Origin of the sequence: Pseudonocardia oceanicola, assembly GCF_047200735.1 — a bacterium.
Classification (GTDB): Bacteria; Actinomycetota; Actinomycetes; order Mycobacteriales; family Pseudonocardiaceae; genus Pseudonocardia.
The window spans coordinates 30,954-48,186 of record NZ_JBJZON010000020.1; the positions used below are offsets into that span (position 1 = coordinate 30,954).

The following is a 17,233-nucleotide window of genomic DNA, read 5'->3' on the forward strand; positions in this document are numbered from 1 at the left end:
ACTCGCGTCAGCACCCCTGGCCCTATCGTGTGATCTCCGTCACACTCATCGCTCGGGCGGTGCGAGTGGGAGGGGACGGCGATGACGACAACCGACATCGAGAGCGGCACGTACGTGGTCGAGGGGCGCCTCCTCGAGGTGTGCACCTGCAAGGCGGTCTGCCCCTGCTGGGTGGGCCTCGACCCGGACGGCGGCATGTGCGACGGCTCGGTCGTCTGGTACGTGGACAGCGGCACCGTGCAGGGCGTCGACGTGTCCGACCGCGGCCTGGCCCTGCTCGCCCACATCCCCGGCAACGTGCTGGCCGGGAACTGGACCGCGATGGTCTACGTCGACGACCGGTGCTCGGAGGAGCAGGAGAAGGCGCTGCTCGACGTGTTCACCGGCGCGCTCGGCGGCCCGATCGCGGATCTCGCCGCGTTGATCGGGGAGGTCGTGGGCGTGGAGCGTGCGCCCTTCTCCGCGACGGTGGAGGAGGGCAAGGGCACGCTCAAGATCGGTGACGTCGTGGAGGCCGAGTTCGAGCAGCTGGTCGGCGCCACCGGAAGGCCGACCACGTTGTCCGACTCGGTGTTCTCCACCATCCCGGGCTCGCCGGCCTACCCCGGCACGGCATCCGTGTACCGGCGCAGCGGCACGAAGCTCGGCCGCCCGGACATCGACATCTCCGGCTTCAACTCGGTACAGGGCCACTTCCGGTTCACCGGCTGATGTCCCCGGTCGCGGCCCCTACCTGGCTCCGCGACCCGGCGACCGGGCTGTGGGCGGCCGCGGGCGCGTGCTGGCTGCTCAGCGGCTGGCTCGTGCTCGGGGGCGGCCACCACCACGGTCCCGCGGTGCCCCGGCTCGGCCCGTTCCTGGTGGCCTGGCTGGTGATGGTCGGGGCGATGATGCTGCCGACGGTCGTGCCGCTGGTCCGGCTGTTCGCGCACGTCCGGGCGCGGGCGCCGCAGCCGGGCGGGGCGCTGCCGGCGCTGCTCGGCGGCTATCTCGCGGTGTGGACGGCGGTCGCGGGGCTCGCCTTCGCCGTGGCGCTGGGCGTGGCCGCGGCGAGCGGCGCGGTCCCGTGGCTCGCCGCCAGGCCGGAGGTCCTGCTCGGCCTGGCGATCCTGCTCGCGGGCGGCTTCCAGTTCAGTCGGCTCAAGGAGGCGTGCCTGCGCGCCTGCCGCAGCCCGGCGACCGTGCTGCGGCGCGAGTACCGGCGCGGCCCGGCGGGGGCGGCGCGCCTCGGCCTGCGGCACGGGGTGTCCTGTGTGGGGTGCTGTTGGGCGTTGATGCTGGTCATGGTGGTGACCGGGGCCGCGAGCCTGCTGTGGATGCTCGGCCTCACCGCACTGATGGTGCTGGAGAAGACGAGCCGGCACGGGCCCCGACTGGTCCCGGTGATCGGTACCGGTCTGCTCGTGCTCGGTGGCGCGCTCCTCGTCGCCGGGGTGGCGCGGCCGGCCTGACCGGCCCGTTCAGACGAGGTCGCTGCGGCTGAGCACCCCGACGAGCCTGCGACCCCTGGTCACGGGCAGGACCCGGAAACCGCGGTCCACGACCAGGTGCCGCGCCTCGGCCAGTGAGGTGTCCGGGCGGACGACGGTGGGGGAGCGGGTCATCGCCGCGCCGACCGTCCGCGGGGGTCCGCTGCGGCTGCCGTCCAGCGGGTCGCGCAGGAGATCGGCCTCGCTGACCACGCCGACCAGCGTCTGGTCCGCCTCGACCACGGGCAGCAGGCTGAACCGCCGGCCCAACAGCAGTTCGACGGCCTGCGAGCACGGTGTGGTGGGCCGGACGACGACGAGATCGCCGCCGGTCATCACCTCACCGACCGTCCGGGCGTCGGGCCGTGGCTCCCGCGGCTTTCGCGGCGGCACCGGATCGGGCAGCCGGGTCCGGCCGAGCAGCCGGGTCACGAGCCCCGGCCGAGTGCGGGGCCCGCGGAGCAGGTCGCTACGCGTGACCACGCCGACCAGCAGCCCGCGCTCCACGATCGGCATCACCCGCAGCTCGCCGTAGGTGCGCAGCCGGTGCGCGACGACGGCGGCGCTCGTCGCGGGCGACATCGTCAGCACGTCCGTGGTCATGATCGACCCCACGGTGGCGCCGGGGTCGGCGCCGTCCTCCCGGTGCCGCAGCACGTCCACCAGGCTGACGATGCCGACCAGCCGGTCGACGCCCCGCACGACGGGTAGTGCGCTGAACCCGGCCCGCAGCATTCGCTGCGCGGCCAGGTCCACCGGATCCTCCGCCTGCACCGTGACGAGCCGCCTGGTCATGACATCGCGCACGCGAACGGGCATCCGCCGACACTAGGCCGTGTTTAAGAAGTCCCTGATCGCGGTCTTCGCGCCCAGATCACGCCTGGCGGCGTTGCCGCCCGCGGCCGAGTACGCCCGGTACGAGGCCGGGGCGGCGCCTTGCCAGCCGCAATCTGGATCACGAAGCCCATCGATCGTGACTTCCTCAACACGGCCTAGTTCGCTCCCGGCGCGGATCGGGGTGTCCGGCGAAGAGGCGACCGGCGGAATCCCGACGACCGGTCGGCGGTTGACGGCCCGACCGGCGGGCAGGACCCTGGCGTCCCGCTCGGCCGGTCGGCGCGTGCTGTCGCGGCCCGCCCGCCGACGGTCTCCGTGGCGGGAGCCCACCGCGGCCGCATGATCCGGGGAGGTGCCGCCATGCCCGTCACCGACGTCGAGGCCCTGCACCAGGGCGTGGAGAAGATCGCTCCCGTGCTTCGGGAGAACGCGCCGGTCGCCGACCGGGAGTGCCGGCTCCCGGACGCGTCGGTCGAGGCCATGCGGGAGGTCGGGCTCTACCGTATGTGGATCCCCCGCGCGCTGGGCGGCCTGGAGATCGACCCGGTGAGCGCCTTCGACCTGGTGGAGGAGATCGCGCGGGTCGACGCCGCCGCCGCGTGGAACCTCTACATGTCCATCACCCCGGGCATCGTCGGTATGTGGCTGCCGGAGCGGGGCGCCGACGAGGTGTACGCGGGGGAGCCGCGGTTCGCCGGGACGCTGGTCCCGCCGATGACCGCCGTCCCCGTGGAGGGCGGTTACCGGATCACGGGCCGGGTTTCGTTCGTCAGCGGCTGCCACGCCGCGACGTGGCTGAACTTCACCGCGGTGCCGACCGACGACGGCACACCACGCACGACGGACGACGGCCGGCCGGTCACGGTGCTCGTGTTCGTGCCGCGGGCCGAGTGCCAGATCGTCGAGAACTGGGACGTCCTGGGCATGCGTGGCACCGGCAGCGACGACGTGATCGTGGACGGCGCCTTCGTCCCCGATCGCCGGACGCCGCTGCTCGTGCCCTTCGCCGACGCCCCACCGGGTCCGGCCTTCCAGGGGCCGCTGTACCGGATGGTGATCTGGCAGTCCACGGCGGTGTTGGCCGCGGTCGCCCTCGGTATCGCACGCACCGCGATCACCGAGGTCACCGAGCTCGCGACGGCGAAGACGCCCGCCTTCACGACCGTCCCGCTGCGGGAGCGCGCCATGGCCCAGTCGGAGATCGCCCGCGCCGAGGGGCATCGGTGTGCGGCCCGCGCGTACCTGCGCGAGGTGCTCGCCGAGGGCTACGCGGCCTGCGAGGCGGGACGCCCCTTCGAGACCGACCACCGCCGATCCATCCAACTGGCAGCCGCCCACGGGGTCGAGGCCGCCGCCACCGCCGTGCGGCTCGTGCACCAGATCGCGGGCACCTCGGCCATCCGCAACAACCGCCCGTTCGCGGCCCACTTCCGCGACGTCCACACCATCACCCAGCACGCCTTCGTCTCGCCCAGCCGGTACGAGTCGGTCGGCCAGCTGATGTTCGGGCTCCCGCCGGAATGGCCGATGTTCGCCTTCTGACAGCTCGGCGGGGCCACCAGCAGGCCCGCAACCTCACCGGGAACCCCGCGATCCCGCTCCCGCTCGGCCGGCCGTTCACCGCGATGGTCACCGGTGCGGCGAGCGGGATCGGTCTCGCGCTGGCCGAGCAACTGCGCGGGGGCGCCGAGCTGGTGCTCGCGGACGTCGACGAGGGGGGGTGCACGCGGCGGCCGAGCGGCTCGGCGGCTCCGGAGGTGGTGGTGGACGTCGCCGACCCCGCCGACCCCGCCGACGCCGACCGGCTGACGCCGCTCAGCCCGGTCCGTCCGCCTCGCCGCCCACCCTGATCTCGACACCGACCACGACGACCGGGAGCCGACGCAGCGGCTCCTCCGCCGGCCCGCCCGCGACGCCGCCGTCGGCGATGCGGAAGCGGCTGCCGTGACAGAAGCAGTTGATCGTCCCGGCAGCCACGGCCCGCACCGCGCAGCCGCGGTGAGGACAGGTCGTGGAGAACGCGACGAACGTGCCCTCCACCGGCTGCGTCACCACCACCCCGCGCTCCGCCACGATCACCCCGCCGCCGACGGGAACCCGGTCCGTGGTCGTGAGCGTGGCGGACATGAGACTCAGCGGTAGACGAGGCCGTCGTCGAGATCGGCCTTCGGCAGGATCTCCTGTTCCTCGTCGTGCTCGAGCATGTGCGTCCAGGGCTCGCGGTCGCCCTGCTTGAAGAGCACGTGCTGGGAGCGCATGACGTAGCCGGAGTTGAAGTTCTCCGGGTCCGACCACGGGCGCAGCGGCATGTCGGCGTCGCCCGGCCGCAGCGTCGGGACGACCACTGTGGCGCCCTTGTCCTGCATGTGCTCCCACAGCCGGCACACCAGGTCGGCGACGAGGTCGACGCGCAGCGTCCAGCTGTGCCGGAAGTACCCGAACACGTAGGCCATGTTCGGTACGTCGCTGATCATGACCCCGCGCCAGGTGACCTTCCGCGTGAAGTCGACCGGCTCGCCGTCGACGGTGAATGCCACATCGCCGAAGGCCGAGAGGTCGAAGCCGGTGGCGGTGACCACGACGTCCGCCTCGAGCTCCTGGCCCGAGGCCGTCCGGATCCCGGTCTCGGTGAACTCGGCGATGCTGTCGGTGACGATCGACGCCTTCCCCGCGCGCAGGGCCGCGAAGAAGTCGCCGTCCGGCACGATGGCGATCCGTTGCTGCCAGGGGCGGTACCGCGGGGTGAGGTGCTTCTCGACGTCGAAGCCCTCCGGCAGCAGCGGGCGCATCGACTCCATGAGGAACGTGTGGACCTCGTCGGGTGTCTCCAGCGACGCCCGGGCCAGCCAGTCGAACTGCGACATGTACTGACGGCGCATGATCTCGTGGGTCCACTCCTCGGGGATGTCCAGCGCGCGCAGCTGCACCGCGAGCTCGTGCGTGACGGGCGGGGCGAAGTAGTAGGACGGCGAGCGCTGCAGCATCGTCACGTGGTCGGCCGTCTCGGCGATCGCGGGGATCAGCGTCGAGGCGGTCGAGCCGGAGCCGATGACGACGACGCGCTTGCCGGTGAGGTCGAGGTCCTCGGGCCAGTCCTGGGGGTGCACGATCGTGCCGCCGAAGCGGTCCATGCCCTCCCACTGCGGCTGGTACGGCTCGGCGTGGTTGTAGTAGCCCTGGCACATCCAGAGGAAGTCGGTGGTGAAGCGCACTCGCCGACCCGTGTCCTCCCGGTCGACCTCGACGGCCCACCGGCGCTCCGCGGAGGACCAGACGGCCGCGACGACCCGGTGCCGGTAGCGGATGTGCCGGCGCAGGTCGTCCTCGTCGAGAACCTCGTCGAGGTACGCGAGGATCTCCTCCCCGGCGGCGATCGACGGGCCGCGCCACGGCTTGAACCGGTAGCCGTACGTGAACAGGTCGCTGTCCGAACGCACGCCCGGGTACCGGTGGGTCCACCAGGTCCCGCCGCGGTCCGGCTGGGCGTCGAGGAGGAGGAAGGTCCGTTCGGGGAACCTCTCCTGCAGGTGATGGGCAGCGCCGATGCCGGAGACGCCGGCGCCGACGATGAGAACGTCGACGTGGCCGGCCTCCTCGACGGCGGGGTCCTCGGGAGCGCTCGCGGGTGCAGACGTCATCGGCTCACCTCCGGTACGCGTACTGTGACTCAGGTCATGGTAGGGCTGACGGCGACGCGTAACGACGGCCGAGCGGGGCGCGCGAAGTAGGGCGTTGTCACGGGCCGTCCGGGGGTGCACCTTACGTGGACCACACAGTCGGGAGGCCGCCGTGGGTGACCCCTGGGGATTTCTTCGCACCGCTCGCAGACCCACCCCGCGGCGGCCCGTCGACGTGCGACTGCGGGACTGGCGTGAGGTGTACGAGCCGCTCCCGGAGCCGGCGCTGCGCGCGCAGGCCGGCCGCTGCATGGACTGCGGGGTCCCGTTCTGTCACGCGGAGTGCCCGCTGGGCAACCTCATCCCCGAGTGGAACGACCTGGTCCGCCGCGAGCGCTGGCGCGCGGCGAGCGAGCGGCTGCACGCCACGAACAACTTCCCCGAGTTCACCGGCGTGCTCTGCCCGGCCCCGTGCGAGGAGTCGTGCGTGCTGGCCATCAACGCCGACCCGGTGTCGATCAAGCAGGTGGAGCTGCAGATCGTCGACCACGCCTGGGCACAGGGATGGGTGCGGCCGCTCCCCCCGCCGCGCCGGACGGGCCGGTCGGTCGCGGTGATCGGGTCGGGCCCGGCCGGCCTGGCCGCCGCCCAGCAGCTCACCCGCGCGGGCCACGACGTCGTGGTCTGCGAACGGGCGGACCGGATCGGCGGCCTGCTCCGCTACGGCATCCCCGCGTTCAAGTTGGAGAAGCGCCGGCTGGACCGGCGGTTGGCGCAGATGCTCGCTGAGGGCACGGCGTTCCGGGCCGGGGTGGAGGTCGGCGTCGACGTCAGCCTCGAGCGACTGCGGGACGAGTCCGATGCCGTCGTCCTGGCCTGTGGCGCGACGGCCGCCCGCGAGCTGCCGGTGCCGGGGCGCGACCTGGCCGGGGTGCATCTCGCGATGGACTACCTGACCTGGGCGGACCGGGTGCAGGAGGGCGACCTCGCCGAGTCGCCGATCAGTGCCGAGGGCAAGGACGTCGTCATCATCGGCGGGGGCGACACCGGCACGGACTGCCTGGGCACCGTGCACCGCCAGGCCGCCCGGTCGGTGGCGCACGTCGACATCCGGCCCCGCCCGCCGGAGCGGCGCACCCCCGAGATGCCGTGGCCGACCTATCCGGCGGTGCTGCGCACGTCGCCCGCGCACGAGGAGGGCGGGGTGCGGCTGTTCTCGGTCGACACCGTCGAGTTCCACGGGGACGCCGACGGCGGACTGCGGGCGGTCACGCTCGCGGAGGGTTTCCGCGACGAGACCAGGCGCTTCCACCCCGCCGGGGCGACCAGGGAGGTCCCCGCCCAGCTCGCGCTGATCGCGCTCGGGTTCACCGGCGCCGAGCGGGGCGACCTCCTCACCCAGCTGGACGTCCGGCTCGACGGGCGCGGCACCGTCCTGCGCGACGAGGACTTCATGACCACCCAGGAGGGCGTCTTCGTCGCCGGGGACATGGGCCGCGGCCAGTCGCTGATCGTGTGGGCGATCGCCGAGGGCCGCGCCGCGGCCGCCGCGGTGGACGCCTACCTCACCGGGCGCGACCTGCTGCCGCGGCCGATCCACCCCGACCGCGTCCCGATCGCCTGATCGAGCGCCGGAGCCACAGGATCGCCCCGACCGCCACGCCGAGGATCCCGACGGCCACCCGACCCCGGGGAGGTCGGCCGGACGGGGGTGACGCGCGGGCCACCGGCCGCGCGCAGACTGTCGCCCATGTCCGACAGCCCGACGGGGAGCGGCCCGTCCGCACGCACGGCTCGCGCCAGCCGCCGCCGGTGGCGCCGCATGCTGGCCGACGAGCGCGAGGAAGCCAAGGTCTACCGCGACCTGGCCGCCCGCCGCAGCGGTGACGAGCGGGAGATCCTGCTCGGGCTCGCCGACGCGGAGGAGCGGCACATCGCCCACTGGGCGGGCCTGCTCGGCGACGACGCGGCCTCGGCCCGGCGCGGCTCGTTGCGGATGCGGCTGCTCGCGCTGCTCGGGCGGCGGTTCGGCTCGGTGTTCGTGCTGGCCCTCGCGCAGCGGGCGGAGACCCGCTCGACCTACCGCTGGGACGTCGACGCCACCCCCGCGATGGCGGCCGACGAACGGATCCACGAGGAGGTCGTCCGCGGTCTGGCGATCCGCGGCCGGGCCCGGGTGTCCGGCACCTTCCGCGCCGCCGTCTTCGGGGCGAACGACGGCCTGGTCAGCAACCTCTCGCTCGTCCTCGGCGTGATCGGCGGCGGGGCGAGCCGTACGACGGTCCTGCTCACCGGCCTCGCCGGGCTGCTCGCCGGGGCGCTGTCGATGGGGGCGGGGGAGTACGTGTCGGTGCGCTCGCAACGCGAGTTGCTCGCGGCCTCGGCCCCGGACATCAGCGACGCCGCCCGGGTCCTGCCGCAGCTCGACGTCGACGCCAACGAGCTCGCCCTCGTCTACCGGGCCCGCGGGCTGAGCGCCGACGACGCCCGGCGGCGGGCCGAGGAGGTGTTGCGCAGCAACGACCCCGCGGTCGCGGTGGCCGCGACGAACCCCGTCCCGGAGGGGCACGACGTGGTGGGCAGCAGCCTCGGCGCCGCCCTGTCGAGCTTCCTGTTCTTCGCCTCCGGGGCCGCGATCCCGATCCTGCCGTTCCTCGTCGGCCTCGCGGGCGGTCTCGGCGTCGCGGTCTCGGGGGTGCTCGTCGGTATCGCGCTGATGCTCACCGGGGCCGTCGTCGGCGTGCTGTCCGGGGGTCCGCCCCTGCGCCGCGCGCTGCGCCAGCTGGCGATCGGCGGGGGCGCCGCCCTGGTCACCTACGGCCTGGGGGTGCTGTTCGGCGCCACGCTCGGGTAGCGGCCGTCGTCCGATGCGCGGAGCGGCGACAGGACCGGGATTCCGCCGATACTTCGGTATGTCTTCTTCGTCACGGAAGCCCCAGGTGAGGCGACGGCAAAATCTCGCCGCCGGGTACTTGGTCCCATTGTTCGCAGGGGTCCGCCGGGGACACCCTCGGACGGGCTGACACGAACCGTCGCCGCGACGATCTCCGTCGGGTGGCGCAGCAGCTGTCGTGCCGGGGTGGGGGCCTCATGTCGATCGTCACGCCACGGGACCGCGGTCCCGTGCTCCCGGGTGCCGTCCGCCGCCCGGACGTCCGGCTGTCGGACCTCGTGGTCGTCGACCGGCACGAGGCGCAGGGCTGGCGGGTGCGCCGCCACGAGCGGCTCGACGCCGTGTTCGAGGAGCGGTGCGACTGGATCCGGGAGTACGGGCGCGCGACCCAGCTCGCCGTCGACGCCCCCGGCACCGCGCTGACCTACGACGAGCTCGACGCCCGGGCCAACCGGCTCGCCCGCTACCTGCGGTTGTGCGGGACCGGTGCCGGCGACCGGGTCGGCCTGCTGTTCGACGATCCCGTCGACGCCTGCGTCGCCCAGCTCGCGGTGTTCACGATCGGCGGGACCTGCGTGCCGCTCGATCCCGGTGCCCCGGCGGACCGGCTGGCCTTCGTCGTCGCCGACTCGGGGGCGCGGACCGTGCTCGGTCGCGGGCACCTGCAGGACGCCCTACGGCGGAGCACGGCCGAGGTCGTCGCGCTCGACGCGGCCGCGCGGCTGATCGCGGAGCTGAGCCCCGGGCGGCTGCAGCCGGCCGAGCGGGGTGAGCCCGCCGACCGGCCCGCCTTCGTGCTGTACGCGCCGGGCGCCTCGCAGGTGCGGGAGGCGGTGGCGATCGACCACCGTGGCCTCTGCAACGCGGTGCGGATCGCCTCGGAGACGTTCGGGATCAGCGGTCACCGCGTGTACCAGGGGCGACCGCTCTTCACCGGCGCCGGGATCGCGCAGACGTGGATGGCGTGGGTCGCGGGTGCGACCCTCGTGCCCGGTGATCCCACCCTGGCCGGGCGCGCGCTGCACACCGAGATCGCCGATCGCCGGGTGACCGCGTGGTGCACCACACCGACCCTGCTCTCGACCGTCGAGCCGGACCTGCCCGCGCTGCGGTTGCTGGTCGTCGCGGGGGAACCGTGCCCGCAGCCCCTGGTCGCGCGGTGGTACCGGCCCGGCCGCCGCGTCGTCACCGCCTACGTGCCCGAGGGCGCGGTGGTGCCGGCCGGGTGGGCCGAGGCCGACCCGGACACCCCGGCGTCGATCGGCCTACCGCTGCCGACCTACGCGGGCGTCGTGCTCGACCCCGACCACCCGATCGCGCTGCGGCCCGGCGAGACCGGGGAGGTCGGGCTCGCCGGACTCGGGCTCGCCTGCGGGTTCGGGTCGGCAGGCACGGCGGAGGTCGAGGACTTCCTCGGCATCCCCGGCAACCCGTCCGGACGGATCCACCGGACCGGCGACCTCGGGCGGGTCGACGACACCGGGCGGATCGAGTACCGGGGCCGGATCGCGCTGCAGGTGGACCTCCGCGGCGAACGGGTCGACCTCGGCGCGGTCGAGTCCGCGATGCTGACCGCGCCCGGGGTGGCCTCCGCGGCCGCCGGGGTGCGGGACCTCGCCCCGGAGGGCCCCGGGCTGGTCGGCTACTACACCTGCCGCGCGGACGCGCCCCCGGTCGACGAGCAGACCATCTCCTCCCGGCTGCGCGAGCGCCTGACCGGGGTCCACGTCCCGGCGGTCCTGATGCGGGTCGACTCCCTCCCGATCGGCTCCGACGGGCACGTCGACCGCGCGGGCCTCCCGACACCGACCGCTCCGGTCGCGCGCCCGGCGCCGACCCCGCCGACCCCGCCGGACGTGGGCCTGGCCGCGGCCCTGGCCGACGTGCTCGCAGAGGTCCTCGCGGTGGAGCACGTCCCGACCGACCGCAACGTGTTCGACCACATCGGCGCCGACTCGATGGTGATGACCCGGTTCTGCGCGCGGCTGCGCAAGCGCGACGACCTGCCGTCGATCTCCATCAAGGAGGTCTACGCGCACCCGACGCTCGCCGGGCTGGCCGCGACGGTGGCACCCGTGCCGCAGACACCCGCGACGTCGCCGCCCCACGACGCCGTCGTGCAGGGGCTCGCGGGCGTGCTGGCCGAGGTGCTGGGCGTCGAGCAGGTGCCGACCGACCGCGACGTGTTCGACGACCTCGGTGCCGACTCGATGGTGATGACCCGGTTCTGCGCGCGGCTGCGCAAGCGCGACGACCTGCCGTCGATCTCGATCCGCGACGTGTACGCCACCCCGACGCTCGACGGGCTGGCGGCCGCTGCCGCCGGTCCGGCGGACGGGGCGCCGCCCGTTCCGGTGGCCCCGCCGGCCGTCGTCCCGGTGCGGCACAGCACCGCGGGGTACGTGCTCACCGGGGTCCTGCAGCTGCTGGTCTTCCTGCTCTACGTGACGGGTGCCGGGGTCGTGCTGGACCGCGCCTACGTCTGGATCTCCTCGAGCGTGGGACCGGTCGAGATCTACCTCCGCTCGGTGCTGGCGGGCGCCCTGGCGTTCCTGGCCCTGACCCTGCTGCCGGTCGCGGCGAAGTGGGTGCTGATCGGGCGCTGGAAGGAGACGGAGATCCCGATCTGGGGTCTGCGCTACTTCCGGTTCTGGCTGGTCAAGACCCTGGTGCGGGGGAACCCGCTGGCGCTGCTCATGGTGGGGTCGCCGCTGTACACGCTCTACCTGCGGCTGCTCGGGGCGAAGATCGGCCAGGACGTCGTGATCCTCACCCGCTTCGTCCCCGTCTGCACGGACCTCCTGCGTATCGGCTCCGGGACGGTCGTCCGGAAGGACACCTACCTGCTCGGCTATCGCGCCCACGCCGGGCGGATCCAGCAGGGGCCGGTCACGCTCGGCCACGACGTCGTCGTCGGGGAGAAGTGCGTGCTGGACATCGGCACGGCGATGGGCGACGGCGCCCAGCTGGGCCACGCCTCCTCCCTGCACCGGGGACAGGCCGTGCCGGCGGGGGAGCGGTGGCACGGCTCGCCCCCGGTCCCGACACACACCGACTTCCGTGCGGTGCCGCCCGTCCGGGTGCGGCGTCTGCGCAAGGTCACCTACGTGACGAGCCAGCTGGCCAAGCTGTTCGGGATCTACCTACCGCTCGGCTTCGGCGGGCTGTTCCTCCTGCTCACCGAGGTGCCGAGGCTGCGGGCGCTGCTCGACCCCGGCGCCACCGGGTACACCACGCCGGAGTTCTACCTCGACGCCCTGGCCGGCTCGGTCGCGATCGTGTTCGGCGGCCTGCTCGTCGGGCTGGCGGTCGTGTTCACCCTGCCGCGGCTGCTCGCGCCGGTCGTGCGGCCGGACCGCGTGTACCCGGTGCACGGGATCCGGTACTCGCTGCACCGCACCGTCGCCCGGCTGACGAACGTGAAGCTGTTCGTCACCCTCTTCGGCGACAGCTCCTACATCGTCGGCTACCTCCTCCTGCTCGGCTACGACCTGGGGAAGGTGGAGCAGACCGGCTCGAACTTCGGCTCGATGGTGGCGCACGAGACGCCGTTCCTCGCCTCGGTGGGGACCGGCACCGTCATCGCCGACGGGCTGTCGGTGAACAATGCCGACTTCTCCAACAGCTCGTTCCGGACGTCGCGGGTCGCCATCGGTGCCCGGAACTTCCTCGGCAACCACGTCGCCTACCCCGTCGGCGGCCGCACCGGCGACGACTGCCTGCTCGCCACCAAGGTCGCGGTGCCGATCGACGGGCCGGTCCGCGAGGGCGTCGGCCTGCTCGGGTCCCCGGCGTTCGAGATCCCGCGGACGGTCCAGCGGGACCGGGGATTCGAGATCACCCGGGACGAACGACGCCGACAGCTGCGCCGGAAGAACGCGCACAACGCGGTCACGATCGCCCTCGCCCTGCTGGTGCGGTGGGTCCACGTGTTCGGGCTGCTGCTGCTCGCGATGCTGGCCGTGGACCACTACACCGATCTCGGAGCGCTCGCCTTCGCCGCCGAGGTCGCCGCGAGCGTGCTCTTCTCGCTGCTCTGGTTCGCCCTGTGCGAGCGGGCCGTGAACGGCTTCCGTCGGATGCGCCCCAAGTCCTGCTCGATCTACGACGTCCGCTTCTGGCACCACGAGCGGTACTGGAAGCTCACGATGCCGCCCGTGGAGCGGCTGCTGGCCGGCACGCCGTTCCACAACATCGTCGCCCGGATGCTCGGCCTGCGCATCGGCCGGCGCGTGTTCGACGACGGCGCGTCGATCACCGAGCGCACCATGACCACGGTCGGCGACGACTGCTCGCTCAACATCGGCAGCATCATCCAGTGCCACTCGCAGGAGGACGGCGCCTTCAAGTCCGACTGCTCCGCGCTGGGCGCCGGGGTCACCCTCGGCGTCGGCGCCCTCGTCCACTACGGCGTGTCGGTCGGGGATGCCGTGGAGATCGAGCCCGACTCGTTCGTCATGAAGGGCGAGGAGGTCCCGGCCGGAGCGCACTGGGGCGGCAACCCCGCCCAGGACCTGGGCGAGCCGGCCGCCGCGATCCCCGAGCGCGCACCGGCGGCGGTGGTCGCACACCCCTGAGTTCGGGGGAGCCGGCCGGTCCGAGGGACCCGCACGTCGACCTGGTCGCCGGTGTCGCCATCAGCGACCTCCGTCACTCCGAGTCGTGGTGGGGGATCCGGTGGCCGACGTGCTCGGCGAACGCGTAGGTCTCCGCGACCAGCCTCCGCACGTGGGCACTGGTGAGCCGGTACACCATCCGCCGCCCCTCGCGGCGGGCGCCGACCAGCCCCGCCAGACGCAACCGGCCGAGGTGCTGCGACACCGAGGACCGCGACGCGGCCACTCGTGCGGTGAGCGTGGTCACGTCCTGCGGGCCCTCGGCGAGCAGGCCGAGCAGGTGGAAGCGGGTCGGGTCGCCCAGCTGCCGCAGGACGTCGGCGGCAAGGGCCACCACGTCGGCATCCAGTGGTTCCCGCCCGGCACTGGCAGCTGCGATGTCCTTGTGCGCGCGCATGGTTGCATAATGCCTCTGAGCTGGGCATCCTGCCAGCATGACGGAGGTGCGGGGCGCCGCTCGACAGCACGGCCACGGCCACGGCCACGGCCACGACACCGGGCACGGCCACGACACCGGACACGGGCACGGGCACGGGCACGGGCACGGGCACGGGGGCCGCGGCCCTGGCGGGCTGCTCCAGCTCCTCCGCGCGGTGTTCACTCCGCACAGCCACGACGCGGCGGACTCCGTCGACTCCGCGCTGGAGGCGAGCACCGACGGCATCCGCGCCCTGAAGATCAGCCTGGTGGCGCTGCTGGTGACGGCGCTGGCGCAGGCCGTCGTGGTGGTGCTGACGGGGTCGGTGGCGCTGCTGGCCGACACGATCCACAACTTCTCCGACGCGCTGACCGCCGTCCCGCTGTGGATCGCGTTCGTGCTGGGGCGGCGCCGGCCCACGCGGCGCTACACCTACGGCTACGGCCGCGCCGAGGACCTGGCCGGGGTGTTCATCGTGGCGATGATCGCGCTGTCGGCCGTGGTCGCCGGGTACGAGTCCGTCCGCCGCCTCGTCGACCCGCAGCCGATCGCCGACCCCGGCGTGCTCGCCGCGGCCGGCCTGATCGGGTTCGTGGGCAACGAGCTCGTCGCGGTCTACCGGATCCGGGTGGGCCGGCGCATCGGCTCGGCCGCCCTGGTGGCCGACGGGCTGCACGCCCGGATCGACGGGTTCACCTCGCTCGCGGTGGTCCTGGGCGCCCTCGGGGTGCTGGCCGGGTTCCCGGCGGCCGACCCGATCGTCGGCATCCTGATCACGGTGGCGATCCTCGTCGTCCTGCGGGGCGCCGCGCGGGACATCTACCGGCGGCTGATGGACGCGGTGGACCCGGAGCTCGTCGACCGGGCGGACGCGGCGCTGCGTGCGGTGCCCGGCGTGCGCGGGATCGAACAGCTGCGGCTGCGCTGGGTCGGGCACCGCGTCCGCGCCGAGGCCGGCCTCGAGGTGGACAGCGACCTGTCGGTGGTCGACGCGCACGCGATCGCCGCCGAGGCCGAGCACCGCCTGCTGCACGAGGTGCCGAGACTGGTCGACGCCACCGTGCACGTGAGCCCGCACGGGCCCGAGGGCCACGCCCACCACGCACGGCTCGCCCACCACGGCGTCGCGACCTGACCCACCCGGTCGCTCAGCGCCGGCCCCGGGCCGAGACGAGCGGCGCAACGGCGTCGGGTGACCGGCGGGACGGGGGCGGCCACCCGGTTCAGCGCGCCCCGGCCTTCCGGCGGTGGGCCGGGCGCCTGGCGGGTGCAGAGGTCTTCTCCGCGCCGTCGTGCCCGGTCGCCTCGGGGCCGGGGGACTCCGTGGAGTCGGTGGAGTCGGTGGAGTCGGTGGAGTCGGCGGAGTCGGGCGAGTCGGGCGCGTCCGCTGCGGGCTCGGTCCGCCCGCCGTCCCCGTTCGCCTCCGCGGCGGCCTCGGCGAGGTCGGGGTGCCGGCGCATCGCGGTCGACCAGCGCAGCTCCACCTCGAACTCCACCTCGTCCTCGTCGATCTCCACCTCGACCTTGCACTGCACCTCACCGGGCACGCGCACGGCCATGCTCGTGGTGCCCAGCGTGAGCTCGACCTTCCCGGTCCCGGCGAGCGCCTCGGCCAGTGCGGACAGGGTGCGGGCGGTCTGCGCCCGGGTCACGGGCTCCTTGTAGGTCACCTCGACGTCGGACATCGTCGCCTCCAACGGGATCGGCCGCGGGCCCGGGCGGCTCGTCGGGCATCCGACGGAAGTGTCGACGGCCGGTGCCCCCGGCCTCGTCATCCGTTCCGGGTGGTCGCGAGCCGGGGGCGGGTGTGCCGGACGAGCGCCGTTACGGAGGGTAGGTACCGCTCGGCCGGTCGAGGTGGCGCCGACCTGGCCCCTGAATGAACAGGTGGCCTGGAGGGCGCTCAGCCGTGGCGCCGCTGCTCCGTCCGGGGTTGACTACGGCTCCACCGTCGTTCGAGTGGCTGTGGCGAAGGGGTGGGCACCGTGGCAATCGTGCCGAGGACAGGGGTCTCGTCGACCGGGCGGCGCGATGCCGTCGCAGGGGTGGCCGACGTCATCCGCGAGGTGATCCCGTTCGTCCAGACGGCGATCAAGGGGGTCGACGAGCTGCGGGACCGAGCGGTCCTGAGGCTGCGCGCGAGGTCGGCCCGCCGGACGCCCCGGCGTCAGCGCGGCGGATGGCCGGCCAGCGGCGGGAACACCGCGCAACCCTCGCCCGCCTCGAAGACCGACGCGGCGGGCCCGACGATGAGCGGGTCCGGCGGGGTCGCGACGCCCGGGTCCTTGCCCGGGTAGTCGAACAGCCCCAGCACGTGCCGGATCGCCTCCAGCCGGGCGCGCTTCTTGTCGTTGCTCTTGATCACCGTCCACGGTGCGTCCGCGGTGTCGGTGTAGAAGAACATGGCCTCCTTGGCCTCGGTGTAGTCCTCCCAGCGGTCCAGCGAGGCGAGGTCCATCGGGGAGAGCTTCCACTGCCGCACCGGGTCGACCTGGCGGATGAGGAAGCGGGTGCGCTGCTCGTTCTGCGACACCGAGAACCACAGCTTGACCAGGTGGACCCCGGACCGGACCAGCATCCGCTCGAGCTCCGGGGCGGCGCGAAGGAACTCCATGTAGTCGCGCGGCTCGGTGAAACCCATGACCCGCTCGACGCCGGCGCGGTTGTACCAGCTGCGGTCGAACAGCACGATCTCGCCGGCCCCGGGCAGGTGCGCGACGTACCGCTGGAAGTACCACTGGCCGGCCTCGCGCTCGGTCGGCTTCTCCAGCGCCACCACCCGGGCGCCCCGCGGGTTGAGGTGCTCCATGAACCGCTTGATCGTGCCGCCCTTGCCCGCGGCGTCGCGGCCCTCGAACAGCACCACGATCCGCGCGCCCGTCTCCTTGACCCAGTTCTGCAGCTTCAGCAGCTCGATCTGCAGCAGACGCTTGACCTGCTCGTACTCGTCGCGGGAGAGCCGCTCGGCGTACGGGTAACCCTCACGCCAGGTGTCGACGGGGACGCCGCCGGCCTCGAGCAGCACCGGATCGTCGTCGTCGGAGTCGTCCACCTCGTACCGCGCGGCCGGGAGTGCGAGGGTCCCCGGCACCTCCAAGGCGTGTTCGTCGTCCATGAGCCCCAGCCTCACCCATGTGGGCGACCGGAAGATGAACGCCGGTGGACGACGGGGCGGGACGGTGGTCGAGATCGGATCACCCCGGCTCGTCGAGCGCGTGTCCTGCCAGGGTCTCCTCGAGCAGCCGGACCGCCTCGCGGTGGCTCTCGCCCAGGTAGCGGCCGGGAACCAGGCCAGCAGGACGCACCCATCCGGGCGCGGCTCGGGTGCGAACGCCACGATCCGCGAGAGCCAGGTGCGCGCGGCCTCGATGGCCAGGTGCTCG

The 17,233-nt window shown here is 73.6% G+C and carries 14 protein-coding genes; 8 read left to right on the forward strand and 6 right to left on the reverse strand.

Going from position 1 to position 17,233, the window contains the following annotated elements; all coding sequences use genetic code 11:
- The first annotated feature begins 81 nt into the window (after positions 1 to 81).
- Complete coding sequence (locus tag ACL02T_RS24660; protein WP_412833136.1) at positions 82 to 711, forward strand: DUF1326 domain-containing protein; 630 nt, start codon at positions 82 to 84, stop codon at positions 709 to 711.
- Positions 711 to 1,451, forward strand: coding sequence for a DUF2182 domain-containing protein (locus ACL02T_RS24665; RefSeq protein ID WP_412833137.1), 741 nt, complete (start codon positions 711 to 713; stop codon positions 1,449 to 1,451). The genes ACL02T_RS24660 and ACL02T_RS24665 overlap by 1 nt, the downstream gene beginning before the upstream one ends.
- A 9-nt stretch (positions 1,452 to 1,460) precedes the next feature.
- On the opposite strand, the gene ACL02T_RS24670 is transcribed toward ACL02T_RS24665, so the two are convergent.
- Complete coding sequence (locus ACL02T_RS24670; RefSeq protein ID WP_412833138.1) at positions 1,461 to 2,288, reverse strand: CBS domain-containing protein; 828 nt, start codon at positions 2,286 to 2,288, stop codon at positions 1,461 to 1,463.
- 378 nt (positions 2,289 to 2,666) lie between these two features.
- On the opposite strand from ACL02T_RS24670, the gene ACL02T_RS24675 reads away from it, so the two are divergent.
- Both ACL02T_RS24675 and ACL02T_RS24680 read left to right on the forward strand, forming a co-directional pair.
- Positions 2,667 to 3,848 (forward strand): acyl-CoA dehydrogenase family protein, encoded by a 1,182-nt coding sequence (locus ACL02T_RS24675; protein ID WP_412833139.1) that lies wholly within the window; start codon positions 2,667 to 2,669, stop codon positions 3,846 to 3,848.
- Positions 3,827 to 4,156, forward strand: a complete 330-nt coding sequence (locus ACL02T_RS24680; protein ID WP_412833140.1) for a hypothetical protein — start codon at positions 3,827 to 3,829, stop codon at positions 4,154 to 4,156. The genes ACL02T_RS24675 and ACL02T_RS24680 overlap by 22 nt, the downstream gene beginning before the upstream one ends.
- On the opposite strand, the gene ACL02T_RS24685 is transcribed toward ACL02T_RS24680, so the two are convergent.
- On the reverse strand, positions 4,122 to 4,433 hold the full coding sequence (locus ACL02T_RS24685; protein ID WP_412833141.1) for a Rieske (2Fe-2S) protein: 312 nt from the start codon (positions 4,431 to 4,433) through the stop codon (positions 4,122 to 4,124). The two genes, ACL02T_RS24680 and ACL02T_RS24685, sit on opposite strands and share 35 nt — an antisense overlap.
- Before the next feature lie 5 nt (positions 4,434 to 4,438).
- Positions 4,439 to 5,944: a flavin-containing monooxygenase gene (locus ACL02T_RS24690; RefSeq protein WP_412833142.1), complete on the reverse strand. Its 1,506-nt coding sequence runs from the start codon at positions 5,942 to 5,944 to the stop codon at positions 4,439 to 4,441.
- 151 nt (positions 5,945 to 6,095) lie between these two features.
- Here ACL02T_RS24690 and ACL02T_RS24695 point away from each other — a divergent pair, with 151 nt between their 5' ends.
- From ACL02T_RS24695 to ACL02T_RS24705, 3 genes are all read left to right on the forward strand, one after another.
- Positions 6,096 to 7,547: a glutamate synthase subunit beta gene (locus tag ACL02T_RS24695; RefSeq protein ID WP_412833143.1), complete on the forward strand. Its 1,452-nt coding sequence runs from the start codon at positions 6,096 to 6,098 to the stop codon at positions 7,545 to 7,547.
- Positions 7,548 to 7,673: 126 nt separating this feature from the next.
- Positions 7,674 to 8,777 (forward strand): VIT1/CCC1 transporter family protein, encoded by a 1,104-nt coding sequence (locus ACL02T_RS24700; protein ID WP_412833144.1) that lies wholly within the window; start codon positions 7,674 to 7,676, stop codon positions 8,775 to 8,777.
- Positions 8,778 to 9,013: 236 nt separating this feature from the next.
- Entirely contained in the window at positions 9,014 to 13,393 is a 4,380-nt protein-coding gene (locus ACL02T_RS24705) for a Pls/PosA family non-ribosomal peptide synthetase (protein WP_412833145.1), read from the forward strand.
- A 73-nt stretch (positions 13,394 to 13,466) separates the two neighbouring features.
- Here ACL02T_RS24705 and ACL02T_RS24710 read toward each other — a convergent pair whose 3' ends face one another.
- Positions 13,467 to 13,829: an ArsR/SmtB family transcription factor gene (locus tag ACL02T_RS24710; protein ID WP_412833146.1), complete on the reverse strand. Its 363-nt coding sequence runs from the start codon at positions 13,827 to 13,829 to the stop codon at positions 13,467 to 13,469.
- A gap of 37 nt (positions 13,830 to 13,866) precedes the next feature.
- Here ACL02T_RS24710 and ACL02T_RS24715 point away from each other — a divergent pair, with 37 nt between their 5' ends.
- On the forward strand, positions 13,867 to 14,985 hold the full coding sequence (locus ACL02T_RS24715; RefSeq protein WP_412833147.1) for a cation diffusion facilitator family transporter: 1,119 nt from the start codon (positions 13,867 to 13,869) through the stop codon (positions 14,983 to 14,985).
- Positions 14,986 to 15,073: 88 nt separating this feature from the next.
- Here ACL02T_RS24715 and ACL02T_RS24720 read toward each other — a convergent pair whose 3' ends face one another.
- Positions 15,074 to 15,535, reverse strand: a complete 462-nt coding sequence (locus tag ACL02T_RS24720; RefSeq protein WP_412833148.1) for an amphi-Trp domain-containing protein — start codon at positions 15,533 to 15,535, stop codon at positions 15,074 to 15,076.
- Positions 15,536 to 16,017: 482 nt separating this feature from the next.
- Positions 16,018 to 16,965 carry a polyphosphate kinase 2 gene (gene ppk2, locus ACL02T_RS24725; protein WP_412833149.1) on the reverse strand — a complete coding sequence of 316 codons (948 nt, stop codon included), beginning with the start codon at positions 16,963 to 16,965 and terminating at the stop codon, positions 16,018 to 16,020.
- Positions 16,966 to 17,233 lie beyond the last annotated feature (268 nt).

Coding starts and splice junctions, on each gene's coding strand:
- ACL02T_RS24700 (WP_412833144.1), top strand. CDS start 7,674: ATGTCCGACAGCCCGACGGGGAGCGGCCCGTCCGCACGCACGGCTCGC.
- ACL02T_RS24720 (WP_412833148.1), bottom strand. CDS start 15,535: ATGTCCGACGTCGAGGTGACCTACAAGGAGCCCGTGACCCGGGCGCAG.
- ACL02T_RS24710 (WP_412833146.1), bottom strand. CDS start 13,829: ATGCGCGCGCACAAGGACATCGCAGCTGCCAGTGCCGGGCGGGAACCA.
- ACL02T_RS24715 (WP_412833147.1), top strand. CDS start 13,867: ATGACGGAGGTGCGGGGCGCCGCTCGACAGCACGGCCACGGCCACGGC.
- ppk2 (WP_412833149.1), bottom strand. CDS start 16,965: ATGGACGACGAACACGCCTTGGAGGTGCCGGGGACCCTCGCACTCCCG.
- ACL02T_RS24670 (WP_412833138.1), bottom strand. CDS start 2,288: ATGCCCGTTCGCGTGCGCGATGTCATGACCAGGCGGCTCGTCACGGTG.
- ACL02T_RS24690 (WP_412833142.1), bottom strand. CDS start 5,944: ATGACGTCTGCACCCGCGAGCGCTCCCGAGGACCCCGCCGTCGAGGAG.
- ACL02T_RS24680 (WP_412833140.1), top strand. CDS start 3,827: ATGGCCGATGTTCGCCTTCTGACAGCTCGGCGGGGCCACCAGCAGGCC.
- ACL02T_RS24665 (WP_412833137.1), top strand. CDS start 711: ATGTCCCCGGTCGCGGCCCCTACCTGGCTCCGCGACCCGGCGACCGGG.
- ACL02T_RS24685 (WP_412833141.1), bottom strand. CDS start 4,433: ATGTCCGCCACGCTCACGACCACGGACCGGGTTCCCGTCGGCGGCGGG.
- ACL02T_RS24660 (WP_412833136.1), top strand. CDS start 82: ATGACGACAACCGACATCGAGAGCGGCACGTACGTGGTCGAGGGGCGC.
- ACL02T_RS24675 (WP_412833139.1), top strand. CDS start 2,667: ATGCCCGTCACCGACGTCGAGGCCCTGCACCAGGGCGTGGAGAAGATC.
- ACL02T_RS24705 (WP_412833145.1), top strand. CDS start 9,014: ATGTCGATCGTCACGCCACGGGACCGCGGTCCCGTGCTCCCGGGTGCC.